The following is a 24,109-nucleotide window of genomic DNA, read 5'->3' as shown; positions in this document are numbered from 1 at the left end:
GCGGCCACCCCGGGAGGCGCTGCCGACGGGGACACGGGCGCCACTGCGCCAGCTGCCGACGCGGTCGCAGTGGAAGGCGCGACGACCGCGGAGAGCGCGACCACCGCGCCAGGCTCGGCCGAGGAGGAGGAGGAGGAGGAGGCCGACGGCGAGCAGGCGGGCCGTGCTGCGCCTGCCGCGGACACGGGCACTGCCGCGACCACCGCGGAAGCCGCGGACTCCGGGCCAGGCGCGGCCGACGGGGCAGTGGTGGCCGGCGCCGCGGTGGCGGGCCGGGCCGCGCCCGTCGGCGGGTCGGACAGGGGGTCCGGGGTGAAAGGGGCGGGGGCCGGGGAGGGTGTCATCGGGGGGTCTCGTATTCCGGGGTGAGGAGGTCCGCGATGTCCAGGACGTGGTAGCCGCGCATCGAGGGGAGGCAGCTGCCGCGGACCGGGCCGATCGCCGAGGACCAGGTGGAGGGGATCGCGGAGGTGCCGGACATCGCACCGGACAGCGCGCCCGCCACGGCCGCCGTGGTGTCCGCGTCCCGGCCCATGTTCACCGCCATGAGCACCGAACCCGGGAAGTCGCCGGCGCACGCGGCGAACGCCCCGAAGGCGAGGCCGACGGCCTCGGGGGCCAGGTCCGTCCACGGGTAGCCGCCGATCACGACGGCCGAGCGGACCGCCCGCTCACCGCGCGGGGCGGCCGTCACCGCCCGCCGCAGGGAGCGGGCCGTCCAGGAGTCGGAGGGGATGACCGACAGCGCCGCCGAGATCACCGAGGCCGCGCTGCCGCCGGCCATGGCCGCCGCGACGCCCGCGGCCACCGCCTGGCCGCCGTAGATGCCCTCGCCGTCGTGGCTCACGCAGCCGTCGATCGCGACCAGGCGGGCCGCCTCCGCCGGGCGGCCCGCCGCGAAGACCCCGAAGGGCGCCGCCCGCATGGCCAGGCCGTCCGACCAGGCGTGGCGGTGCTGGGCCGAGATCGGGGCCGCGAGCCCGCGCCGTAGGTTCTCCAGGGTGCCCCGCTCGGAGAAGCCGGCCCCGCGGAACGGCCCCTCGTCGAGGTCGGCGATCCAGTGGTGCCAGGCCCGCTCCACGTGCGAGACCGTGAGGGCCGAGCCGTGGCGGGCCAGCAGCAGCCCGGAGAAGATCGCGTACTCGGTGTCGTCCGTGCCCGCAGGGTCCTCCGACACGAAGCCCTCGATACGGCCCCACTTCGCCCGGATCTCCGACGGCTTCATGTTCTCCGCGGGGGCGCCCAGCGCGTCACCCACCGCGAGTCCCAGAAGAGCGCCCCTGGCCCGTTCGAGGAGGACCTGCGGATTGCATGCAATCAGCTCCATGGCGCGCCTCTCCACTTGATGGGACTCATATTGAGCCCTTGGGGGATTTGTGCCACGGCATGCGGTTTGTCGCCCGTTGCAAAACGCCCCGCCCGCACTGCCGTCACCCGGTCGCCGACCCGCAAAACCCCAGGTAAGTACGGCCTTCCTTGCTGGCGGGCGATTGAAATCGTGCGTAGTTTCGAGGTGTTCAGGGGGAGTGGGTGCCTGCGTGTCGTGCGCGGAGCCGCCTTCGCGTACCCACTCGTACAAAAGGGGAGATATTCGGCATGTCCATCATCGACATCGAAGCGCCGCTGCACACCGCCCACCGCGACAACCACACGCACCGTGACGTCAACGGCGGATGGCTGCGGCCGGCCGTTTTCGGTGCCATGGACGGTCTCGTATCGAACCTCGCCCTGATGACCGGTGTGGCCGGCGGCGCGGTCTCCCCGCACACCGTCGTGATCACCGGCCTGGCGGGGCTCGCCGCGGGTGCCTTCTCGATGGCGGCCGGAGAGTACACCTCGGTCGCCTCGCAGCGTGAGCTCGTCCTCGCCGAACTCGACATAGAGCGTCAGCAGTTGCGCAAGCACCCGATCGACGAGATGGAGGAGCTCGCCGAGCTCTACGTCTCGCGCGGTGTCGAGCCGGCACTGGCCCGCGAGGTGGCCATGCAGCTCTCCCGCGACCCCGAGCAGGCGCTGGAGATCCACGCCCGCGAGGAGCTCGGGATCGACCCCGACGACCTGCCGTCGCCGCTGGTCGCGGCCGTGTCCTCCTTCGGGTCGTTCGCGCTGGGCGCGCTGCTCCCCGTACTGCCGTACCTGCTCGGCGCCACGAGCCTGTGGCCCGCGGTGCTGCTGGCCCTGGTGGGGCTCTTCGCCTGCGGGGCGGTCGTCTCCCGGGTCACCGCCCGGTCCTGGTGGTACAGCGGTCTGCGGCAGCTCGCGCTGGGTGGCGCGGCCGCCGGTGTGACGTACATCCTGGGAACCTGGATCGGTGGAGCCGTAGGCTGACCGCGCTGGGAGTGAGACACTATGCAGTAGGCAACATATTTAGTCAGTTACTCGGCGGTTTCGATCCCGTGTCCGCCGGGCATCAGACCAGGGCGCTGCGGGCAATGAGGCCCACCCGCGTCGGGACCTTCGCCCCGTGACCGGTTCGCCCCACACCTGCGAAAGTCCCCCCTTCCCGCTTCGGGCAGTGTCCGCATGCTGGAATGACATATCCGCTTCTCGGGATAGTCGTCATCATGTAATCTGCACGAAATTTCGCAGAGGGCCAACGTCGTCCCTCGGCTATGCACATATGCCACGACGACGACGGGAGAGCCGATGCGTTCCGCATCCACGCACTCCGCGACCGGCCTCAGCACCACCGCCTGGTCGCCCATGGACGGTCGCCCCGCCCAGCAGGGCATGTACGACCCGCGCAACGAGAAGGACGCCTGTGGCGTCGGTTTCGTGGCGAACCTCACCGGCGAGGCGACCCACACGCTGGTCGAGCAGGCACTGACCGTATTGCGGAACCTTGAGCACCGAGGCGCCACCGGCTCCGAGCCCGACTCGGGCGACGGCGCCGGAATCCTCTCCCAGGTGCCCGACGCCTTCCTGCGCGAGGTCGCCGGCTTCGAGCTCCCCGAGGCCGGCGCGTACGCCGTCGGCATCGCCTTCCTCCCCGCCGACGACTCCGCACAGGCCGTCGCGCAGATCGAGGCCATCGCCGCCGAGGAGAACCTCACGGTCCTCGGCTGGCGCGAGGTCCCGGTCACCCCGGACCTCCTCGGCAACGGCGCCCGCGCCACCATGCCGGCCTTCTCCCAGCTGTTCGTCAGCAACGGGACGACCGGCATCGAGCTCGACCGCAAGGCCTTCGTGCTGCGCAAGCGCGCCGAGCGCGAGGCCGGGGTCTACTTCCCGTCGCTCTCCGCCCGCACCATCGTCTACAAGGGCATGCTGACCACCGGCCAGCTGGAGCCCTTCTTCCCGGACCTCTCCGACCGCCGCTTCGCGTCGACGCTGGCCCTGGTCCACTCGCGGTTCTCGACGAACACCTTCCCGTCCTGGCCGCTCGCCCACCCGTACCGCTTCGTCGCGCACAACGGCGAGATCAACACGGTCAAGGGCAACCGCAACTGGATGAAGGCCCGCGAGTCCCAGCTGGCGTCGGACGCCTTCGGCGAGGGCGCACTGGACCGGATCTTCCCGATCTGCACCCCGGACGCCTCCGACTCCGCGTCCTTCGACGAGGTCCTGGAGCTGCTCCACCTCGGCGGCCGCTCCCTGCCGCACAGCGTGCTGATGATGATCCCCGAGGCGTGGGAGAACCACACCTCGATGGACCCGGCCCGTCGCGCGTTCTACAAGTACCACTCCACGCAGATGGAGCCCTGGGACGGCCCGGCCTGCGTCACCTTCACCGACGGCACCCAGGTCGGCGCGGTCCTCGACCGCAACGGCCTGCGCCCCGGCCGCTACTGGGTCACCGACGACGGCCTCGTCGTCCTCGGCTCCGAGGTCGGCGTGCTCGACATCGACCCGGCCAAGGTCGTCCGCAAGGGCCGCCTGCAGCCCGGCAAGATGTTCCTCGTCGACACCGCCCAGAAGCGGATCATCGAGGACGACGAGATCAAGAACGAGCTGGCCGCCGCCGCGCCGTACGCGGAGTGGCTGGAGACCGGCGAGATCGAGCTGTCGGACCTGCCCGAGCGCGAGCACATCGTCCACACCCACGCCTCGGTCACCCGCCGCCAGCAGACCTTCGGCTACACCGAGGAAGAGCTGCGCATCATCCTCGCGCCGATGGCCCGTACCGCGGGCGAGCCGCTCGGCTCCATGGGTACGGACTCCCCGATCGCGGCGCTGTCCGAGCGCCCGCGACTGCTCTTCGACTACTTCACGCAGCTCTTCGCGCAGGTCACCAACCCGCCGCTGGACGCCATCCGCGAGGAGCTCGTCACCTCGCTGCTGTCCTCGCTCGGCCCCCAGGGCAACCTGCTGGAGTCGACCGCCGCGTCCTGCCGCAGCGTCACGCTGCCCTTCCCGGTGATCGACAACGACGAGCTCGCGAAGCTGATACACGTCAACGCCGACGGCGACATGCCGGGGATGAAGGCGGCCACCCTCTCGGGCCTCTACCGGGTCTCGGGCGGCGGCGACGCGCTGGCCGCGCGGATCGAGGAGATCCGCGCCGAGGCCGACGCGGCCATCGAGAACGGCGCCCGCCTGATCGTCCTCTCGGACCGCCACTCGGACGCCGAGCACGCGCCGATCCCCTCGCTGCTGCTCACCTCCGCCGTGCACCACCACCTCATCGCCACCAAGCAGCGCACCCAGGTGGGTCTGCTGGTCGAGGCCGGCGACGTGCGCGAGGTCCACCACGTCGCGCTGCTCATCGGCTACGGCGCGGCCGCGGTCAACCCGTACCTCGCCATGGAGTCCGTCGAGGACCTGCTGCGCGCGGGCACCTTCCTGTCCGGCCTGGAGCCGGAGCAGGCCATCAAGAACCTGATCTACGCGCTCGGCAAGGGCGTCCTGAAGGTCATGTCCAAGATGGGCATCTCCACCGTCGCCTCCTACCGCGGCGCCCAGGTCTTCGAGGCCGTCGGCCTGAACGAGGAGTTCGTCGAGACCTACTTCAACGGCACCGCCACCAAGATCGGCGGCGCCGGCCTGGACGTCGTCGCCAAGGAGGTGGCCGCCCGCCACGCCAAGGCGTACCCGGCCTCCGGCATCGCGGCCACGCACCGCGCGCTGGAGATCGGCGGCGAGTACCAGTGGCGCCGCGAGGGCGAGCCGCACCTGTTCGACCCGGAGACGGTCTTCCGCCTCCAGCACGCCACCCGCAACCGCCGGTACGACATCTTCAAGCAGTACACGGACCGGGTGAACGAGCAGTCCGAGCGCCTGATGACGCTCCGCGGCCTCTTCGGCTTCAACACCGAGGCCCGGCCGGCCATCTCCATCGACGAGGTCGAGTCGGTCGCCGACATCGTCAAGCGCTTCTCCACCGGCGCCATGTCGTACGGCTCCATCTCCAAGGAGGCGCACGAGACCCTCGCCATCGCCATGAACCAGCTGGGCGCCAAGTCCAACACCGGTGAGGGCGGCGAGGACCCGGACCGCCTGTACGACCCGGCGCGCCGCTCCTCCATCAAGCAGGTCGCCTCCGGCCGCTTCGGTGTCACGAGCGAGTACCTGGTCAACGCGGACGACATCCAGATCAAGATGGCGCAGGGTGCCAAGCCCGGCGAGGGCGGCCAGCTGCCCGGCCACAAGGTCTACCCGTGGGTCGCCAAGACCCGGCACTCCACCCCGGGCGTCGGCCTGATCTCCCCGCCGCCGCACCACGACATCTACTCCATCGAGGACCTGGCTCAGCTGATCCACGACCTCAAGAACGCCAACCCGGTCGCCCGCATCCACGTGAAGCTGGTCTCCGAGGTCGGCGTGGGTACGGTCGCGGCGGGCGTCTCCAAGGCCCACGCGGACGTCGTCCTCATCTCCGGCCACGACGGCGGTACGGGCGCCTCCCCGCTCACCTCGCTCAAGCACGCGGGCGGCCCCTGGGAGCTCGGCCTCGCCGAGACCCAGCAGACCCTGCTGCTCAACGGGCTGCGCGACCGCATCGTGGTCCAGACGGACGGCCAGCTCAAGACCGGCCGCGACGTCGTCATCGCCGCGCTGCTCGGCGCCGAGGAGTTCGGTTTCGCGACCGCGCCGCTCGTCGTCTCCGGCTGCGTCATGATGCGCGTCTGCCACCTGGACACCTGCCCGGTCGGCATCGCCACGCAGAACCCGGTCCTGCGCGACCGCTTCTCCGGCAAGCCCGAGTTCGTCGTCAACTTCTTCGAGTTCATCGCGGAGGAGGTGCGCGAGCTCCTCGCCGAGCTGGGCTTCCGCTCGATCGAGGAGGCCGTCGGCCACGCCGAGCTGCTCGACACCAGCAAGGCCGTCACGCACTGGAAGGCGCAGGGCCTCGACCTCGAGCCGCTCTTCTACGTGCCGGAGCTGCCCGAGGGCGCGGTCCGCCACGCCCTGATCGAGCAGGACCACGGTCTGGCCAAGGCCCTCGACAACGAGCTCATCGAGCTCGCCGCCGACGCGCTGAACGCCGACTCCGCCGAGAGCGCCCAGCCGGTCCGCGCCCAGGTCGCGATCCGCAACATCAACCGGACCGTCGGCACCATGCTCGGCCACCAGGTCACCAAGAAGTTCGGTGGCGCGGGCCTGCCCGACAACACCATCGACCTGACCTTCACGGGCAGCGCCGGCCAGTCCTTCGGCGCCTTCCTGCCGAGCGGCATCACCCTGCGCCTGGAGGGCGACGCCAACGACTACGTCGGCAAGGGCCTCTCCGGCGGACGGATCGTGGTCCGCCCGGACCGCGCCGCCGACCACCTCGCCGAGTACTCCACCATCGCCGGCAACACCATCGGCTACGGAGCCACCGGCGGCGAGATGTTCCTGCGCGGCCGCACCGGCGAGCGCTTCTGCGTCCGCAACTCCGGCGCGCTGGTCGTCTCGGAAGGCGTGGGCGACCACGGCTGCGAGTACATGACCGGTGGCCACGCGGTCGTTCTCGGCGAGACGGGACGCAACTTCGCGGCCGGCATGTCGGGCGGCGTCGCGTACGTCATCGACCTCGACCGCAACAACGTCAACGTCGGCAACGCCGGCGCCGTCGAGACCGAGCTGTCCGACACGGACAAGCAGTGGCTGCACGATGTGGTGCGCCGCCACGAGGAGGAGACCGGCTCGACCGTGGCCGCGAAGCTCCTGGCTGACTGGTCCGCCGCGGTGGACCGCTTCAGCAAGATCATCCCGACCACGTACAAGGCAGTGCTCGCCGCCAAGGACGCCGCTGAGCTGGCCGGACTCTCGGAGTCCGAGACCACCGAGAAGATGATGGAGGCGGCGACCAATGGCTGACCCGAAGGGCTTCCTCACCACCCCGCGCGAGACCGCCTGCACCCGTCCCGTGGCCGACAGGCTGAAGGACTGGAACGAGGTCTACGTTCCGGGCTCGCTGCTCCCGATCATCAGCAAGCAGGCCGGCCGCTGCATGGACTGCGGCATCCCGTTCTGCCACAACGGCTGTCCGCTCGGCAACCTCATCCCGGAGTGGAACGACTTCGCGTACCGCGAGGACTGGTCGGCGGCGTCGGAGCGGCTGCACGCGACGAACAACTTCCCGGAGTTCACGGGACGCCTGTGCCCCGCACCGTGCGAGTCGGCGTGCGTCCTCGGCATCAACCAGCCGGCCGTCACGATCAAGAACGTCGAAGTCTCGATCATCGACAAGGCGTGGGACAACGGCAACGTCACCCCGCAGCCGCCGGAGCGCCTGTCCGGCAAGACCGTCGCCGTCATCGGCTCGGGCCCGGCGGGCCTGGCGGCCGCGCAGCAGCTGACGCGGGCCGGCCACACGGTCGCCGTGTACGAGCGGGCCGACCGCATCGGCGGCCTCCTGCGGTACGGCATCCCCGAGTTCAAGATGGAGAAGGTGCACATCAACCGCCGCATCGAGCAGATGCGCGCGGAGGGCACCAAGTTCCGTACGGGCGTGGAGATCGGCCGCGACCTGGACGCCGTACAGCTGCGCAAGCGCTACGACGCCGTCGTGATCGCGGCGGGCGCCACCGTCTCCCGCGACCTGCCGGTCCCGGGGCGCGACCTGCGCGGGATCCACTTCGCGATGGAGTACCTCCCCCTCGCGAACAAGGTCCAGGAGGGCGACTTCGTGGCGCCCCCCATCACGGCCGAGGGCAAGCACGTGGTCGTCATCGGCGGTGGCGACACCGGCGCGGACTGCGTGGGCACCGCCCACCGCCAGGGCGCGGCCTCGGTCACGCAGCTGGAGATCATGCCGAAGCCGTCCGAGGACCGTCCCACGGGACAGCCCTGGCCGACGTTCCCCATGCTGTACAAGGTCACCTCGGCGCACGAGGAGGGCGGCGAGCGGGTCTACTCCGTCTCCACCACCCACTTCGAGGGCGACGAGGACGGCAACGTCCAGGCCCTCCACCTGGTCGAGGTCGAGTTCGTCGACGGCAAGCTCGTCCAGAAGCCCGGCACCGAGCGCGTCCTCCCCGCGCAGCTGGTGACCCTGGCGATGGGCTTCACCGGCACGGACCAGGAGAACGGCCTGGTCCAGCAGTTCGGCCTGGCCCTGGACGCACGCGGCAACATCGAGCGCGACGCCTCCTACGCGACCAACGTCGACGGCGTCTTCGTCGCCGGTGACGCGGGCCGCGGGCAGTCGCTCATCGTGTGGGCCATCGCGGAGGGCCGCTCGGCCGCCCGCGGCGTGGACCGCTTCCTGACCGGCACCAGCGCCCTCCCGTACCCCGTCAAGCCGACGGACCGCTCACTGACGGTCTGACCGTCACCCCCTCCCCGCGCCCCGGCGCGGGGAGGGAAGCACGCCGGCAGGACCCCTCCCCCGGGAGGACCCCTCATACGGTCCGTACAACGGCGTACGGAATTCTGACACCGCGCCCGCCATGTCCCCGACCAGGGATGGCGGGCGCGGTGGCGTTCCGGGCCCGCCACCGGGCGGTCCGCGGGGCCGGCAGGGGGCTTGGGATACTCGTCCGATGGATGTCGAGGTAAGGGCGCCGGAGGGCGGGGACGTGGAGGTGCTCGCCGAGTTGCGGGCCGAGGTCCTGCGGGGGGATCTGGAGAGGCTCGGGCGGTACGACGAGCACCGGGTGCGGCAGCGGCTGCGGGATTCGTTCTCCGCGGAGTACTCCTCCGTACTGGTGGCGCGCGGGCAGGTGGTCGGGTGCTTCACCGTGCGGCCCGACGGGGACGGGCTGCTGCTGGAGCACTTCTACCTGGCCGCCGAGCACCAGGGCCGGGGCATAGGGTCCCGCGTGCTGCAGGGCGTTGTGGAGCGGGCCGACGCCGCCGGGGTCGACTTGCGGCTGGGCGTGCTGCGGGGGAGCGCCGCGCAGGCGCTGTACGAGCGGTACGGGTTCGCCGTCGAGGCTCAGGACGAGGTGGACGTCCTCATGGTGCGGGCGGCCACTGCCCTACCCGCGAGTATTGACTATTAGTCAATACGGGACCACGCTCGGGGCGAGCCGTCGTCTCTGGTGTGGGAGGTCATCCCGTGAGTGTCGATGAGGAACTTGGCCGATTGGGAGCGGAGTTGGGTGGCGCCACGCCTCCCGAATCCTTCAAGGGGCTGCCCGCCGGGGAGTTGGCGCGGCTCGCCCAGGCACTGAAGGCCGAGCGGGCTCGGCAGGCCGGCGGGCTGAGCGAGGCCGCCGAAGAGGCGCTCAAGCTGGTGCCCGCCCTCGCGCGCGGCGCCGTACGCAAGGTGCTGTTCCGGTGAGCCGGGCCGAGGTGGAGAAGGTCGCCAGGCTGCTGGGCGCGGCGCCCGCCGAGCTCGCGTTCCTCGGCGGGCTGCCCGACGCGGACGTACGGGCCTTCCGGGAGCAGGTCACCGCCGTGCTGAACGACCGGGCGCCCGAGATGCTCGACCGGATCGCCGCCGCGACCAAGCTGGTGCCGGCCGGGGTCGCGGCCGCCATCTCGCAGAAGGCGCTGGGCCCCCGACTGGCGGCCGCCGTCGCCGGCCGGCTGGAGGCCGGCCGCGCCGACGACATCATCGCCAAGCTGCCCGTCTCCTTCACCGCGGAGTCGTGCGCCCACCTCGACCCGAGGAGGATCGCCGGGATCGTGGACCGGCTCGACGAGGGGCTCGTCGTACGGATCGCCGTCGTCCTGGCGGACCGGGGCGACCACCTCACCATGGGGCGCTTCGTCGGCCACATGCGCGACCAGGTCCTCGGCCGGATCCTGGAACAGGTCAGCGACACCGCCGTCCTGCGCGCCGGGTTCTACGTGGACCTGCCCGAGCGGCTGCCGCGGATCCTGGAACTCATGGGCGACGACAGGCTCGGCTCGGTCGTCCGGGCCGCCGCGGCCGGCGGCCTCTGGGAGGAGGCCCTCGCCGTCGCGGCCATGGTCGGCGGCGCACAGCGGCTGCGGATCGCCCAGCTCACGGCCCGCCTCGACGGGGCCGAGCTCGATTCGCTCGTGCGGGTGACTCACGCCGAGGGGCTCTGGGAGGCGCTGCTGCCGCTCGTCGCCCTGCTCGGCGAGGAGGACCGGCTCGCGGTGGCCCGCCTCGACTCGCTGCGCGACCCGGAGGTGCTCGCCGGGGTCGTACGGGCCGTCGTGGCGACCGCGCTGTGGGGGGAGTTCCTCCCGCTGGTCGGCGTACTGCCCGAAGACGCGCGGAAGGTGGTGGCGGACGCCGCCGCCGGACTGGGCGACGCCGAACTGGACGCCCTCGTCCGCGAGGTCGACAAGCAGGACCTGTGGGAGCTGGTCCTGCCCCTGGTCGAACTCATGGAGGAGTCGGGCAAGGAGCGGATCTTCGCCCTCCCCGCCTTCGCGGACCAGCAGGACGGCTAGGCCGCGCGGCTAGGCCGTACGGGCCATCGGCCGGGCTCCTCGGCGCAGTTGAGGGGCTCCGGCGTCTGGTAACAGTGGGTCACATGCCCTCCCGTACGCTGCTCCGCTGCCTGCTGGGCGCCGCCCTGCTGGTCCCCTCCGCGGCCGCCGTCGCCGCCGTCCCGGCCCGCACGGCCCCCGGCGACGACGGCCGCACCGTCGACTACCGCGGCCTGCGCCTCTCCGTCCCCGCCGACTGGCGCATCGTCGACCTCGACCGCAACCCCGGCGCCTGCCTGCGCCTCGACCTGCCCACCCTGTACCTCGGGCACGCCGGTGCCCAGAGCGAGTGCGCCACCGGGCGCGCCGTCGCCGACCGCGCCGACACCCTGCACCTGGAGCCCCTCGACGGGGCCCCGCCGCGCGCCGACGTCCCCACGCTCGGCGTCGACGGGGGCGACGCGCTGCCCCCGTCCCGGGGCGACAGCCACGAGCTGCGGTACGCCCTGCACCGCTCCGGGGTGATGGCCACCGTCTCGTACGGGGTCGCCTCCGACGCGGTACGAGAGGTCCTGGAGCGGGGCCGTGCGGCAGGGGGCGCCGCCGCACCGGGCCCGCGCCCCGGCCCGCGCCCGGCGCCGCGCCCCGTGCTCGCCGAGCCGGCCGTCGCCGCCGGGCCAGGCGCCCGTACCGCCCAGGAGCCGTTCCGCGGCGAGGGCTTCGACGCCTGCACCGCCCCCACCCCGTACTCGATGGACACCTGGCGGGCCGAGTCGCCCTTCGGCGCGATCGGCGTCTACATCGGCGGCCGCGCCCGGGCCTGCGCCCAGCCGCAGCTCACGGCCGGCTGGGTCAGCCGCCAGACCGCGGCGGGCTGGCACCTGATGCCGATCTGGGTCGGCCCGCAGCCCTGGCGCAGCAGTAGCACCGGCCTGTCCTCCGACCCCTCCCGGGCCAACGACCAGGGCCGGGCCGAGGCCGAGGGCGCCGTGGCCGCGGCCCGGAACCTGGGCCTGGCCGAGGGCACGGTCCTCTACAACGACCTGGAGAACTACACGGACCGCGCGACCTGGGACGCCCCCGTCGTCGCCTACCTCACGGCCTGGACGGTCCGGCTGCACGAGCTGGGCTACCGCGCGGCGGCCTACGTCTCGGCGAGCTCGGGCGCCAAGGCGCTGAGCGCCCACTACGAGCAGGCCCCGCAGGCCATGCCGGACGTGCTCTGGGTGGCCCGCTGGAACGGCTCGGCCTCCGTCGGCGACGCCGACATGGGCCTGCCCCAGGGCACCCGGCAATGGGCCGGCCCGCGCCGCGCCCACCAGTTCCGCGGTGACCACGACGCCTCCTACGGCGGGGTCACGATCAACATCGACCGCAACTGGGTCGACGTCACCCCCGCCGCCTTCGGGGCCGTCGGCTTCCTCAGCTGACGGGTCCCTCAGCTGACGGGTCCCGCGGGAGCCGGATCCTCCCGCGGCGGCTCGTCGTCGTCGCCCCGGCGGACGGTGCGCATCCCGTGCGCCGGGGTCCACGAGCTGACCACCAGGTCGTCCCCCTCGACGCCGACGTGGACCACCTCCGTCAGGTCCGCGTGGAAGAGGTGGAACGGATGCGGGGAATCCGTCTCCTCCGCGTAGCGGTGCAGTTCGGGCGGGTCGACGATCTCCACCGCGAGCCCGGAGATCCGTACGTCCCCGTCCGGCATGGTCTCGCCCTCGCCGGGATTGCTGTGCAGCGCGAAGCGCGGGTCGCGCTGCAGGTCCTTGGCCTTCATCGACCCCGGCATCATGCCGAGCCACATCTCGCCGCCGCGGAAGTCGACGTTCAGCCCGGTCACCCGCGGGGAGCCGTCCTTGCGCAGGGTGGCCAGCACGTGGTGGGGGTACTGCGCGAAGCGGGCCCGGACCGCCGCCGCGAACTCCGGCTCCGCCTTCTCGAACGACGCCCAGTTGTTCTTCGTCATGCCCCCATGAAAGCGCCTGACCGGGCAGCGGCCGTTCAGGCGCGCGCCCGGCCGGCGCCCGGCCGCTGCCGGGCACTCGGGCCTGCGGGGGCGTACGGACCTGCGGACCTACGGGCGTTCGTCCGGCTCGGCGGGCGCGCCGCCGGCCACCAGTGCCTCGATGTCCTCCAGCATGGCCGCCGCGAGGTCCCGCTCCGAGGCGTAGTGGCGCTCGGCCCACTTGAGGGTGAGCGCCGGGTACGCCCACGCCGCCTCGCCCTTCGCGCTCTCCGCGTCGGCCACCGCCCGGCGGCGCATGTCCTCCGCGTACTCCTGGTGCCGTACGAGGACCTCGCGCATCTGCTCCGGCTCCAGCAGGTGGCCGAGCCACAGCCGCAGCATCGGCCCGTGCTTGAGCACCGGCGGGTCGACGGGCGCCCCGCGCGCCCATTCCCGTACGGCCGCCATGCCCTCGTCCGTGATCCGGTAGACGCGCTTGTCGCGGGTGCCGGTCTCCTGGGCGACCGTCCGGGAGGAGGCGTAGCCGGCCTGCTCCAGGCGCTTGAGCTCGCTGTAGATCTGGCTGAAGGAGGGGCTCCAGTAGAAGAAGCGCAGCGATCCGTCCGCCCACTTCTTCAGGTCGTAGCCGGAGAGCTCCTCACCGAAGGAGAGCAGTCCGAGCACCGCCCAGCCGGTCGCGGGGAGCGTGCGCCTGTTCGTGTCGTCTGCCACGCAGCGCAGTCTATGGCCGGTCGGCAACGCCCCTTCCTCCGACTGGATATGACTGCTAGAAGTATTCCTGATCAGAACACCTAGGAGGGTGGAGCCGTGACCTCACTGGCAGGGAAGGTCGTCGTCATCACCGGCGCCGGGCGCGGCCAGGGCGCGGCGGAGGCCCGGCTGTGCGCGGAGGCCGGAGCGCGGGTGGTGGTCACCGACGTACGGGAGGACGAGGGCCGGGCGGTCGCGGCGGAACTCGGCGACCAGGGGCTGTTCGTACGGCACGACGTGGCCGACGGGGCGAGCTGGGCGGAGGTCGTACGGGAGGCCGTGCGCGCCTTCGGCACGGTCTCGGCGCTGGTCAACAACGCGGCGCTGTGGCGCACGGCCCACGTCGAGCAGCAGCGGCTCGCGGACTTCGAGGCACTGCTGCGGGTCAACCTGCTGGGACCGTTCCTCGGCATCCAGGCGGTGGCCCCGCTGCTGCGGGCGGCCGGCGGCGGCTCGATCGTGAACATCTCCAGCACGGCCGGGCTCGTCGGCATCCCGGGCCACGCGGCGTACGGGTCCACCAAGTTCGGGCTCCGCGGGCTGACCCGGTCGGCGGCGCTGGACCTGGCGGGCGACCGGATCCGGGTCAACTCGGTGCACCCGGGGGCGGTCGACACCCCCATGGTGGCCGCGGCGGTCGCGGGCCGGGACTGGTCGCACGTCCCGCTGGGCCGGATGGGACGGCCTGAGGAGGTCGGGGAGCTGGTCCTCTTCCTCTGCTCGGACGCGTCCTCGTACGTCACGGGCGCGGAGTTCACCGTGGACGGCGGCATGACGACCGCCTGACGGCCGACTGCTGCCCGTCCTCGCCATATCCGCTGGCCAGAGCCCCTCCCCGCGCCGTAGCGTCAGGCGCATGTCCACGACCCCGACCCCGACCACCACCCTCTGGCGCCCGACAGGCCCCGTCGAGCTCGACCTCGTCCGCGCCCTCGGCTTCCGGGCCTGGCCGCCGCGGCTGCCCGAGCAGCCGATCTTCTACCCCGTCCTCGACGAGGACTACGCGATCCGCATCGCCCGCGACTGGAACGTCAAGCACGACGGCGCGGGTTTCGTGACGCGCTTCGAGGTCGACACCGCCTTCCTGTCCCGCTACCCGGTCCAGCAGGCCGGCGGCGAGACGATCCTGGAGCTGTGGGTCCCGGCGGAGGAGCTGGACGAGTTCAACGCGCACATCGTCGGCCGGATCGAGGTCGTGCGCGAGTTCCGCTGAAACCGGGGCGCCCCGCGTTCGGCCCGGCGGCGCACCCGCGCTACCGCACCCGCGCCCCGAGGACCGCCGCGCGGCACTGCGCGGGCGTGCCCCACGCGTCGCGCAGCGGGCGGGCCTTGCGCAGCCACAGGGAGAGGTCCAGCTCCTGGGTGTAGCCGACCGCGCCGTGCAGTTGGAGCGCCGTCATGGCCGACGCGTACGCCGCCTCGCCGGCGGTGAGCTTCGCCGCCGCGACATCGCCCGCCTCCAGGGACAGGCCCGCCGCCCACAGCAGCGGCCGGGCGAACTCCAGCCCGAGCAGCGTGTCCGCCAGCCGGTGCTTGACCGCCTGGAAACCACCGATCGGCGTGCCGAACTGCGTGCGCTGCTTCGCGTACTCCACCGTGCGGGCCAGGAGTGCCTCGCCGATGCCGAGGCACTGGGCGGCCGTCAGCAGCCGTGCCCAGCGGCCGGCCGACTCCGCCGCCGCCACCACCCGCGGGCCCGCCGCGAGGAGCTCACCTCCGGGAGCCGGCAGAGACAGCCGCCGCGCCGGGTCCGTGGACGCCAGGAGCCCGCCCGGGCCGTCGCCCGCCAGCCGGAGCTCACCCGCCTGCGACACGGCGAAGCGGTACGTCGCCGCGTCGGCGTCCAGGGCGTACGGGGACCCGCCCGGCAGGGTCAGCGTCGCCGAGGCCTCGCCCGCCACGAGACCCGGGAGGAACCGCTTCGCCAGCGCCCCGTCGCCCAGCTCGGACAGCAGGACCGAGGCGGCCGCCGTCTCCACCACGGGCCCCGGCACCCCCGCCCGGCCCAACTCGACGAAGCCGAGCGACAGTTCCAGCGGCAGCAGCCCGGCCCCGTCGTACGCCTCGTCCGCGGCCAGGGCGAACAGCCCCGTCCGTGCCAGCCGCCCCCACAGCGCCCGCCCCGGGCCGTGGTCCCCGGAGCCCCAGGCCCGTACCGCCGCGGGGACGTCCGCGGCTCCGAGCAGGTCGTGCAGCGTACGGGCGAAGTCCGACTGTTCCCCGGTCGGCAGGAAGTGCATCAGCGGCGGCCCTTCGGGAGGCCGAGCAGCCGCTCGGCGATGATGTCGCGCTGGATCTCGTTCGTCCCCGCGTAGATCGGCCCGGCAAGCGAGAAGATCCACGGCTCGGCCCATTCGCCCTCCGCGAGCTCCGCGTCCGGCCCCAGCAGGTCGAGTGCCGTCTCGTGCAGGGCGATGTCGTACTGCGACCAGAACACCTTGTTCAGGCTGGACTCGGCGCCGATGGTCGCGCCCGCCGCGAAGCGGGAGGCGCCCGCCCAGGTGAACAGCTCGTAGGCGCGCGCCCCGACCACCGCGTCCGCCACCCGGTCCCGCAGCGCCGTGTCGGACGGATCGCCCGCCGTCCGCCACAGCGACACCAGCCGGTCCGCGGCGGCCAGGAACCGGCCGGGGGAGCGCAGGGTGAGCCCGCGCTCGTTGCCGGTGGTCGACATCGCGATCCGCCAGCCCTGGCCCGGCTCCCCGATCACGTCCGCGTCCGGTACGAACACCTCGTCCAGGAACAGCTCCGCGAAGGCCGGCTTGCCGTCGAGCCGCCCGATGGGCCGCACCGTCACCCCCGGCGCACGCAGGTCGAACATCAGATACGTCAGCCCCTGGTGCGGCTTCGGGGCCTCGGGATCCGTGCGGAAGATGCCGAACGCCCGGTCCGCGAAGGCCGCCCGCGAGGACCAGGTCTTCTGCCCGGACAGCAGCCAGCCGCCCTCGGTGCGCACCGCCCGCGCCTTCAGTGAGGCCAGGTCGGAGCCCGACTCCGGCTCGGACCAGGCCTGTGCCCAGATCACCTCGCCGCTCGCCATGGACGGCAGCACCCGGGCCCGCTGCTCCGCCGTCGCGTGGTCGAAGAGGGTAGGTGCGAGCAGGTTGATGCCGTTCTGGGAGACCCGGCCGGGCGCGCCCGCCGCCCAGTACTCCTCCTCGAAGACCAGCCACCGCTCAAGGTCCGCGCCCCGGCCCCCGTACTCCTCGGGCCAGGACACCACCGACCAGCGGTCGGCGTGCAGCAGGGCCTCCCACTCCCGGTGGGCCGCGAAGCCCTCCGCGGTCTCCAAGGAGGGCAGGGGCGCGGCGGGCACGTGCGCGGCCAGCCAGGCCCGCGCCCGCTCCCGGAAGGCCTCCACCTCCGCCGAATGGGTGAGATCCATCAGGTGTTCGCCTCCTTCGGGGCGGCGATGGCGACGCCGCATGCGCACATCCTTCCCTAACAAGTGTTTGGTAGGTTAACGTACGGCCATGAGCAGCGTCGAGGACCAAGGAGGTACGGGCATGAACCCGCCCGAGTACACCGCCGGGCACGGCCTGCTGACGGGCCGCGCGGCCGTCGTCACCGCCGCCGCCGGCGCCGGGATCGGCGGAGCCACCGCCCGCCGCTTCCTGGAGGAGGGCGCCCGCATCGTCATCGGCGACGCGCACGCCCGGCGCCTGAAGGAGACCGAGGACGCGCTCGCCGCCGAATTCGGCGCCGACCGCGTCACCTCCCTCCCGTGCGACGTCACCGACGAGGAGCAGGTGCGGGCCCTTTTCGCACTCGCCGAACAGACCCACGGCGGCCTCGACATCATCGTCAACAACGCCGGACTCGGCGGGACCGCCGACCTCGTCGACATGACCGACGAGCAGTGGGGCAAGGTCCTCGACGTCACCCTGAACGGCACCTTCCGCTGCACCCGCGCCGCACTGCGCTCCCTGAAGGCGTCCGGCCGGGGCGGGGTCGTCGTCAACAACGCCTCCGTCGTCGGCTGGCGCGCCCAGACGGGCCAGGCCCACTACGCCGCAGCCAAGGCCGGGGTGATGGCACTGACCCGCTGCGCGGCGCTGGAGGCGGCCGAGTTCGGCGTACGGGTCAACGCCGTCGCCCCGAGCCTGGCCATGCACCCGCACCTGGCGAAGGTCACCAGCGAGGAACTGCTGCGCGAACTGACCGCCCGTGAGGCCTTCGGCAGGTACGCCGAGCCCTGGGAGGTGGCCAACGTCATCGTCTTCCTGGCCAGCGGCTACTCCTCGTACATGACGGGCGAGACCGTGTCGGTCAGCAGCCAGCGCGCGTAGGCCGAGAATGGACGCGTGCCAACCAACGAGCCGATGCAGAAGAAGAAGCCGCAGGTGACGGCCTCGCCCGAGCGCCGTCGAGAACTCCTCGCCACCGCCGCCGAGGTCTTCGCCGCGCAGGGCTACAACGCCACCACCGTCCGCAAGATCGCAGACGCCGCCGGCATGCTCGCCGGCAGCCTCTACTACCACTTCGATTCCAAGGAATCGATGCTCGACGAGATCCTCTCGGCCTTCCTGAACGAGCTGTGGCAGGGCTACGACACCGTCCTCGCCGCGGGCCTCGGCCCCAGGGAGACCATCGAGGCCCTCGTCACCGAGTCCTTCCGGGAGATCGACCGGCACCGCGCCGCCGTCGCGATCTACCAGAAGGAGTCCCGGCACCTGTCGGTCCAGCCCCGCTTCCACTACCTCTCCGACTCGCAGCAGAAGTTCGAGAAGGCGTGGCTGGGGACGCTGGAGCGAGGGGTCGCCGCCCAGGTCTTCCGCGCCGACCTCGACATCCGCCTCACCTACCGCTTCGTGCGCGACACGGTGTGGGTGGCGGCGTCCTGGTACCGGCCCGGCGGCCGGCACAGCCCCGAGGAGATCGCCCGCCAGTACCTGTCGATGGTGCTGGACGGGATCGCCGTACGCACCTGACCCGGAAACCCCGAGGAGTCCCGATGCCCGAGGCCTACATAGTCGAAGCGGTACGCACCCCCGTGGGGCGGCGCAAGGGGGGCCTGTCGGCGGTCCACCCGGCCGACCTCGGCGCGCACGTCCTGAAGGCGCTGGTCGAGCGGTCCGGGGTGGACCCGGCCGCGGTGGAGGACGTGGTCTTCGGCTGCCTCGACACGGTGGGGCCGCAGGCGGGGGACATCGCCCGCACGGCGTGGCTGGCGGCGGGCCTGCCGGAGGAGGTGCCCGGGGTCACCATCGACCGCCAGTGCGGGTCCTCGCAGCAGGCGGTGCACTTCGCGGCGCAGGGCGTCATGTCCGGCACGCAGGACCTGGTGGTCGCGGGCGGCACCCAGAACATGTCGATGATCCCGATCGCCTTCGCGTCGCGGCAGGCGGCGGAGCCGCTGGGCTTCGCACAGGGCCCGTACGCGGGGTCGGCGGGCTGGCGGGAGCGGTACGGCGACGCCCCGGTGAACCAGTTCCACGGCGCGCAGCTCATCGCCGAGAAGTGGGGGATCTCCCGGCAGGACATGGAGCGCTTCGCGCTCTCCAGCCACCTGCGGGCGATCCGCGCGATCGACGAGGGCCGTTTCGAGCGGGAGATCGTGCCGTACGGGGGGGTGGCGGCGGACGAGGGCCCGCGCCGCGACACCACCCTCGAAAAGATGGCGACCCTGAAGCCGGTCCTCGAAGGCGGCACCATCACGGCGGCGGTCTCCTCCCAGGTCTCGGACGGTGCGGCGGCGATGCTGCTGGCCTCCGAGCGGGCGGTACGAGAGCACGGCCTGCGCCCGCGCGCCCGCATCCACCACCTCTCGGTGCGCGGCGAGGACCCGATCCGCATGCTGTCGGCGCCGATCCCGGCCACGGCGTACGCGCTGAAGAAGACGGGCATGTCCCTGGCCGACATCGACCTGGTGGAGATCAACGAGGCCTTCGCCCCGGTGGTCCTGGCCTGGCTGAAGGAGACGGGCGCGGACCCGGAGCGGGTGAACGTCAACGGCGGCGCGATCGCCCTCGGCCACCCGCTGGGCGCGACGGGCGTGAAGCTGATGACGACGCTGCTGCACGAACTGGAACGAACGGGCGGCCGCTACGGCCTCCAGACCATGTGCGAGGGCGGCGGCCAGGCCAACGTGACGATCATCGAGCGCCTGTAGCCCCGGCCTGGAGCGACGCCCGGCGGCCGGCGGCCGGCGCAGGTCGCCGAAGCCCGTGAGGCCCCCGGGCCGAGCGGTGCGAGGGGGCCGTGGGGGAGGGGACCATGTGCGAGGGCGGCGGCCAGGCCAACGTGACGATCGTCGAGCGCCTGTAGCCCCGGCTGCGCCGTCCGGGTGAATCTGTGCGCCGGGTGGACACCGCCCCGGCGGGGGAGGGGGGCGTTCTCGGCTCGGGCGGGGTGGGACTTCCCGGGGGCCGCGCCGCCCCCGCCGGGGTGGGGGCGAGGTGCGGGTCACATGGTCGCCGCCACCGCCCCCGACCGACGTGTGCTAGCTTAGAGGCGTTGCAGTTGTGGTACCCATGAACTTTATGTGCGCCTGACGGGAATGTTCCTCAGGCGCTTTTATTGTTTTGCCGGAATCTCCGGATGGGGCCCTTTGCCGCCTATTCAGGAGATTTAAAATGGCACTTGGCACCGTGAAGTGGTTCAACTCGGAAAAGGGCTTCGGCTTCATCGAGCAGGACGGTGGCGGCCCGGACGTCTTCGCCCACTACTCGAACATCGCCACCCAGGGCTTCCGTGAGCTCAACGAGGGCCAGCGCGTGTCCTTCGACGTCACCCAGGGCCAGAAGGGCCCCCAGGCGGAGAACATCCTCCCCGCCTAAGGCATTCAACACGCCGGGGTCCGCACCGAACAGGTGCGGGCCCCGGCGTGTCTGCTGTTTCGACCAATTGTTTTACCTGCCGGTTTCAGGAGGGCTTTCTCGCATGACCAGCTCCAGCTCCGCACGACCCAGCCGCCGCCCCACCCGGGGTCGAGGTGCGGCCCAGGGACGTCCGAAGGCTGGCGCGGGACGGCAGAAGTCCGCCCCCGTGGCCAGGCCCCAAGAATTCACCATGCCCGAACCGCTGACCCCGGCCCTGCCGCCGGTCGCCGCGTTCGAGGACATGGACATGCCCGAGGCGCTGCTGAAGACCCTCGCCGCCCAGGGCGTCACCGAGCCGTTCCCGATCCAGGCCGCGACGCTGCCGAACTCGCTCGCCGGCCGTGACCTGCTCGGCCGCGGCCGTACCGGCTCCGGCAAGACCCTGGCCTTCGGCCTGGCCCTGCTGGCCCGTACCGCCGGCCGCCGCGCGCAGCCCAAGCAGCCCCTCGCGCTGGTCCTCGTACCGACCCGCGAGCTCGCGCAGCAGGTCACCGACGCCCTGGCCCCCTACGCCACGTCCGTCAACCTGCGCATCGCGACCGTCGTCGGCGGCATGTCGATCAACCGGCAGTCCGGCGCCCTGCGCCGCGGCGCCGAGGTGCTCGTCGCCACCCCCGGCCGTCTGAAGGACCTCATCGACCGCGGTGACGCCGACCTCTCCCAGGTCGCCATCACGGTCCTCGACGAGGCCGACCAGATGACCGACATGGGCTTCATGCCGCAGGTCACGGCGCTGCTCAAGCAGGTCGAGGCCGACGGTCAGACCATGCTGTTCTCGGCGACCCTCGACAAGAACATCGACAAGCTCGTCAAGATGTTCCTGACCGACCCGGTCGGCCACTCCGTCGACCCCTCGGCCGGCGCGGTCACCACCATGGAGCACCACGTCCTGTACGTCATGGACGAGACCGACAAGAAGGCCGTGGCGACGCGTATAGCCGCTCGCGACGGCCGGGTGATCATGTTCGTCGACACCAAGCGCGGGGTCGACCGCATGGTCAAGAAGCTCCTCGCGGACGGCGTCCGCGCCTCCGGTCTGCACGGCGGGCGCTCGCAGCCGCAGCGCAACCGCACGCTGGACTGGTTCAAGACGGGCGAGGTCACCGCGCTGGTCGCCACCAACGTGGCCGCCCGCGGCATCCACATCGACGACCTCGACCTCGTCGTCAACGTGGACCCGCCCACCGACCACAAGGACTACCTGCACCGCGGCGGCCGTACCGCCCGCGCCGGCGAGTCCGGCAGCGTGGTCACCCTGGTGCTGCCCGACCAGAAGCGCGACATGACGCGTCTGATGTCGGACGCCGGGATCTCCCCGCGCACCGCGCAGATCAAGTCCTCCGACGAGGAGCTGTCCCGGCTGACCGGCGCCAAGGAGCCCTCGGGCATCCCCGTGGTCCTGGACGTGCCGCAGCCGACCCCGCCGCGCCAGCGCTCCGCCGGCCAGGCCGGTGGCGGATCCGGCGGCGCCCGCCGCCGCTCGGGCGGTCCGCGTACGGGCTCCGGTACGGGCGCTGCCCCGGCCGCCGGTGGTGGCCGCGGCCGCCGCTCCGGTGGCGGCAGCGCCGGCCAGGCCCCCGCGTCCGGGTCGGGCCAGGCCCGCCGGGGCCAGGGCGGCCAGGGTGGCGGGGCCGCGGGTTCCGGCGAGCGCGGCCGTCGTACTGGTGGCGCCCCCTCCGGCGGTGCGGCCGGGGCTTCGTCCCGCAGCCGGGTCGGCCAGGCCGGCCAGGGCCGCCGCCGCTCGGCCTGACGCCATGCGGCAGTAGCAGACACACGAGGACGCCGGGCAGCGCACATGCGCCGCCCGGCGTTCTCGCGTGTGCGGGGACGGTCAGCGGACCATCTTGGCCTGGAGCTTCGCCAGGGTCCGCAGGTCCAGGCCGAGGCCGTTCGTCAGGTAGCCGTAGAAGCTGCCGTAGTCGGCCTCGATCTGCGCGGTCGCCGCGTCCAGGTAGTCCTGGCGGACCTCCTGGAGCGGGATCAGCAGGTCCGGGTTCTGCATCCGGCCGGACTGCTTCAGCCCGGCCCGGACCTGGGCGTCGTAGGCGGCGCGGAAGGTGTTCGACGCCAGGTAGTCGCCCGCGGCCGCGCTCTCGGGGACGGCCAGGGAGCGCAGCAGCACGTAGCTGATCCACCCGGTCCGGTCCTTGCCGGAGGTGCAGTGGTAGAGGAGCGGTCCCTGCCGCTCGTCCGCGGCCTCCCGCACGGTGGCCGCGAACTGCGCCCGGTTCTCGGGGCTGGTCACGAAGGTGCGGTAGATGTCGCGCATGTAGGCCTCGGCGCGGCCGCCGCCGAGCATCTGCTCCTGCTTCACGGGGTCGGCGCTGGAGATCGCCCCGACCAGGGTCCCGTACAGGCCGAGGTCGCTGATCGGGCGGGAGGTGGGGGCCAGGCCGGCCGGCAGCCGGTCGGCGCCGTCGTACTGGAGCTCCATCGGGATGCGGAAGTCGACGACCTTCGTGAGGCCCAGACCGGAGACGGTGGTGATGTCCGCTGCGGTCAGCTTGCTCAGTGCGTCGGAGCGGTAGACCAGTCCCTGGCGGACCTGACCGCCGGTCCAGGTGCGGTATCCGCCCAGGTCGCGGACGTTGACCGCGCCTTGGAGGGGGATCTGGCGAATCGTTTCTGCTTGTTGGTGGTGCCGGGCGGCGGCGGGCACGGCCGCGGGCGCGGCGTACGCGGCGGCGGGCAGCGCCCCGATGGCGAGCGCGGAAGAGAGCACCGCGGTCGCCAGGCGGATTCGGACACGGCTCATCGGTGGCAACTCCTGTGGAGGAGAAGGTGGATCACCCTGCTGGTGGCAGGGTGCGGAACGCGTGCAGTGCTTCGAGTGCCTGTTGTGCCTCGGCCATGACGCGGCTGACGAGCTCCGCACAGGAAGGCAGATCCTCGATCACCCCCGCGACCTGGCCCGATGCCATGACGCCGAGGTCCGTACGGCCCTCGACCATGGACGCCTTGAGGAGCATCGGGGTGTTCGCGGCAAGCAGCACCTGGCTCCACGACAGGTCCTTGCCGTGCTTCATCGCCAGACCCTCGCGGACCATCCGCGACCAGGTCAGCCCGGAGATCCTGCGGAAGCCGGCCGCGTGCCGCACCGCGCGGACCAGCGCCCGGGCGCGGCCCGCCCGCTCCAGCGACTCGACCAGTTCGCTGCGCAGCATCCGGTGCGGCAGGCCGTCCACGGCCGTCGTCACCATCACGTCCTTGACCGTGGCCCTGAGGTACTCGGCCTTGACCGCGTCCGGGACGGTGGAGTCGGAGGTCAGCAGGAACCGCGTGCCCATCGCGATGCCGGCGGCCCCGTACGAGAGCGCCGCGACCAGGCCGCGCCCGTCGCAGAACCCGCCGGCCGCGACCACCGGGATGTCCACCGCGTCCACCACCTGGGGCAGCAGCACGGTCGTGGCCACGTCGCCGGTGTGACCGCCGCCCTCGCCGCCCTGCACGATCACCGCGTCGGCGCCCCAGGCCGCGACCTTCTCCGCGTGCCGCCGGGCCCCGATGGACGGGATCACGACCACGCCCGCGTCCTTGAGCCGTGCGATCAGCTCCTTGGACGGGGCCAGGGCGAAGGAGGCGACCCGTACGCCCTCGTCGATGATCAGCTGCGCCCGCTCGGCGGCGTCGCCGGCGTCCGCGCGCAGATTGACCCCGAAGGGGGCGTCCGTACGGGACTTGACCTCCCGGACCGCCGAGCGCAGCTGCTCCGTGGTCATCGTGGCCGAGGCCAGGATGCCGAGCGCGCCCGCGCCCGCCGCCGCGGACACCAGCCGGGGGCCGGCGACCCAGCCCATGCCCGTCTGCACGATCGGGTAGCGGGTCCCGACCAGTTTCGTGAATGCCGTCTCCATGG

General features: G+C 72.5%; 21 protein-coding genes. 14 read left to right on the top strand and 7 right to left on the bottom strand.

Features of this window, described 5'->3' with window-relative positions:
- Positions 1–340 precede the first annotated feature (340 nt).
- Positions 341–1,327 (bottom strand): ADP-ribosylglycohydrolase family protein, encoded by a 987-nt coding sequence (locus ACZ7GJ_RS29870; RefSeq protein ID WP_470756015.1) that lies wholly within the window; start codon positions 1,325–1,327, stop codon positions 341–343.
- A 269-nt stretch (positions 1,328–1,596) separates the two neighbouring features.
- Between ACZ7GJ_RS29870 and ACZ7GJ_RS29865 the strand changes: the two genes are divergently transcribed.
- The 7 genes from ACZ7GJ_RS29865 to ACZ7GJ_RS29835 all read left to right on the top strand — a co-directional run bounded on the left by ACZ7GJ_RS29865 (position 1,597) and on the right by ACZ7GJ_RS29835 (position 12,149).
- Positions 1,597–2,328, top strand: coding sequence for a VIT1/CCC1 transporter family protein (locus ACZ7GJ_RS29865; RefSeq protein ID WP_470756014.1), 732 nt, complete (start codon positions 1,597–1,599; stop codon positions 2,326–2,328).
- Between the two features lie 375 nt (positions 2,329–2,703).
- Positions 2,704–7,242, top strand: a complete 4,539-nt coding sequence (gene gltB / locus ACZ7GJ_RS29860) for a glutamate synthase large subunit (RefSeq protein ID WP_470756044.1) — start codon at positions 2,704–2,706, stop codon at positions 7,240–7,242.
- Positions 7,235–8,695 (top strand): glutamate synthase subunit beta, encoded by a 1,461-nt coding sequence (locus ACZ7GJ_RS29855; protein ID WP_365923824.1) that lies wholly within the window; start codon positions 7,235–7,237, stop codon positions 8,693–8,695. Before gltB ends, ACZ7GJ_RS29855 begins: the two co-directional genes overlap by 8 nt.
- A gap of 214 nt (positions 8,696–8,909) precedes the next feature.
- On the top strand, positions 8,910–9,371 hold the full coding sequence (locus ACZ7GJ_RS29850; RefSeq protein ID WP_470756013.1) for a GNAT family N-acetyltransferase: 462 nt from the start codon (positions 8,910–8,912) through the stop codon (positions 9,369–9,371).
- A gap of 83 nt (positions 9,372–9,454) precedes the next feature.
- On the top strand, positions 9,455–9,652 hold the full coding sequence (locus ACZ7GJ_RS29845; RefSeq protein WP_470756012.1) for a hypothetical protein: 198 nt from the start codon (positions 9,455–9,457) through the stop codon (positions 9,650–9,652).
- Positions 9,649–10,740: a hypothetical protein gene (locus tag ACZ7GJ_RS29840; RefSeq protein WP_470756011.1), complete on the top strand. Its 1,092-nt coding sequence runs from the start codon at positions 9,649–9,651 to the stop codon at positions 10,738–10,740. Before ACZ7GJ_RS29845 ends, ACZ7GJ_RS29840 begins: the two co-directional genes overlap by 4 nt.
- An 83-nt stretch (positions 10,741–10,823) precedes the next feature.
- Positions 10,824–12,149 carry a DUF1906 domain-containing protein gene (locus tag ACZ7GJ_RS29835; RefSeq protein ID WP_470756010.1) on the top strand — a complete coding sequence of 442 codons (1,326 nt, stop codon included), beginning with the start codon at positions 10,824–10,826 and terminating at the stop codon, positions 12,147–12,149.
- A gap of 8 nt (positions 12,150–12,157) precedes the next feature.
- Here the strand turns inward: ACZ7GJ_RS29835 and ACZ7GJ_RS29830 are convergent, their stop codons facing one another.
- Positions 12,158–12,682 carry a pyridoxamine 5'-phosphate oxidase family protein gene (locus ACZ7GJ_RS29830; RefSeq protein ID WP_470756009.1) on the bottom strand — a complete coding sequence of 175 codons (525 nt, stop codon included), beginning with the start codon at positions 12,680–12,682 and terminating at the stop codon, positions 12,158–12,160.
- Between the two features lie 108 nt (positions 12,683–12,790).
- A complete protein-coding gene (locus ACZ7GJ_RS29825) occupies positions 12,791–13,402 on the bottom strand; it encodes a PadR family transcriptional regulator (protein WP_470756043.1) in 612 nt (203 codons plus the stop codon).
- An 87-nt stretch (positions 13,403–13,489) separates the two neighbouring features.
- Here ACZ7GJ_RS29825 and ACZ7GJ_RS29820 point away from each other — a divergent pair, with 87 nt between their 5' ends.
- Complete coding sequence (locus ACZ7GJ_RS29820) at positions 13,490–14,218, top strand: SDR family NAD(P)-dependent oxidoreductase (RefSeq protein ID WP_470756008.1); 729 nt, start codon at positions 13,490–13,492, stop codon at positions 14,216–14,218.
- Positions 14,219–14,288: 70 nt separating this feature from the next.
- Positions 14,289–14,645, top strand: a complete 357-nt coding sequence (locus ACZ7GJ_RS29815; protein ID WP_470756007.1) for a hypothetical protein — start codon at positions 14,289–14,291, stop codon at positions 14,643–14,645.
- Between the two features lie 40 nt (positions 14,646–14,685).
- On the opposite strand, the gene ACZ7GJ_RS29810 is transcribed toward ACZ7GJ_RS29815, so the two are convergent.
- Positions 14,686–15,672, bottom strand: coding sequence for an acyl-CoA dehydrogenase family protein (locus ACZ7GJ_RS29810; protein WP_470756006.1), 987 nt, complete (start codon positions 15,670–15,672; stop codon positions 14,686–14,688).
- Positions 15,672–16,817 (bottom strand): acyl-CoA dehydrogenase family protein, encoded by a 1,146-nt coding sequence (locus ACZ7GJ_RS29805; protein WP_470756005.1) that lies wholly within the window; start codon positions 16,815–16,817, stop codon positions 15,672–15,674. The genes ACZ7GJ_RS29810 and ACZ7GJ_RS29805 overlap by 1 nt, the downstream gene beginning before the upstream one ends.
- 88 nt (positions 16,818–16,905) lie before the next feature.
- On the opposite strand from ACZ7GJ_RS29805, the gene ACZ7GJ_RS29800 reads away from it, so the two are divergent.
- The 5 genes from ACZ7GJ_RS29800 to ACZ7GJ_RS29780 all read left to right on the top strand — a co-directional run bounded on the left by ACZ7GJ_RS29800 (position 16,906) and on the right by ACZ7GJ_RS29780 (position 22,003).
- Entirely contained in the window at positions 16,906–17,721 is an 816-nt protein-coding gene (locus tag ACZ7GJ_RS29800; protein WP_470756004.1) for an SDR family oxidoreductase, read from the top strand.
- A 33-nt stretch (positions 17,722–17,754) separates the two neighbouring features.
- On the top strand, positions 17,755–18,363 hold the full coding sequence (locus tag ACZ7GJ_RS29795) for a TetR/AcrR family transcriptional regulator (RefSeq protein WP_365923904.1): 609 nt from the start codon (positions 17,755–17,757) through the stop codon (positions 18,361–18,363).
- 23 nt (positions 18,364–18,386) lie between these two features.
- The gene (locus tag ACZ7GJ_RS29790) at positions 18,387–19,544 is read left to right on the top strand and encodes an acetyl-CoA C-acetyltransferase (RefSeq protein WP_470756003.1); all 1,158 of its coding nucleotides are present in this window, start codon (positions 18,387–18,389) and stop codon (positions 19,542–19,544) included.
- 463 nt (positions 19,545–20,007) lie between these two features.
- Positions 20,008–20,211: a cold-shock protein gene (locus tag ACZ7GJ_RS29785; protein WP_112447913.1), complete on the top strand. Its 204-nt coding sequence runs from the start codon at positions 20,008–20,010 to the stop codon at positions 20,209–20,211.
- A 103-nt stretch (positions 20,212–20,314) separates the two neighbouring features.
- Positions 20,315–22,003: a DEAD/DEAH box helicase gene (locus ACZ7GJ_RS29780; protein ID WP_470756002.1), complete on the top strand. Its 1,689-nt coding sequence runs from the start codon at positions 20,315–20,317 to the stop codon at positions 22,001–22,003.
- Between the two features lie 81 nt (positions 22,004–22,084).
- On the opposite strand, the gene ACZ7GJ_RS29775 is transcribed toward ACZ7GJ_RS29780, so the two are convergent.
- Both ACZ7GJ_RS29775 and ACZ7GJ_RS29770 read right to left on the bottom strand, forming a co-directional pair.
- Positions 22,085–23,008 carry a tyrosine-protein phosphatase gene (locus ACZ7GJ_RS29775; RefSeq protein ID WP_470756001.1) on the bottom strand — a complete coding sequence of 308 codons (924 nt, stop codon included), beginning with the start codon at positions 23,006–23,008 and terminating at the stop codon, positions 22,085–22,087.
- Between the two features lie 31 nt (positions 23,009–23,039).
- Entirely contained in the window at positions 23,040–24,107 is a 1,068-nt protein-coding gene (locus ACZ7GJ_RS29770) for an NAD(P)H-dependent flavin oxidoreductase (protein ID WP_470756000.1), read from the bottom strand.
- Positions 24,108–24,109: the final 2 nt, after the last annotated feature.

The sequence above is a fragment of the Streptomyces sp. NPDC037242 genome, assembly GCF_055604165.1.
The sequence above is the reverse complement of the archived record's forward strand: the minus strand, read 5'-3'. Positions and strand labels throughout refer to the sequence as shown.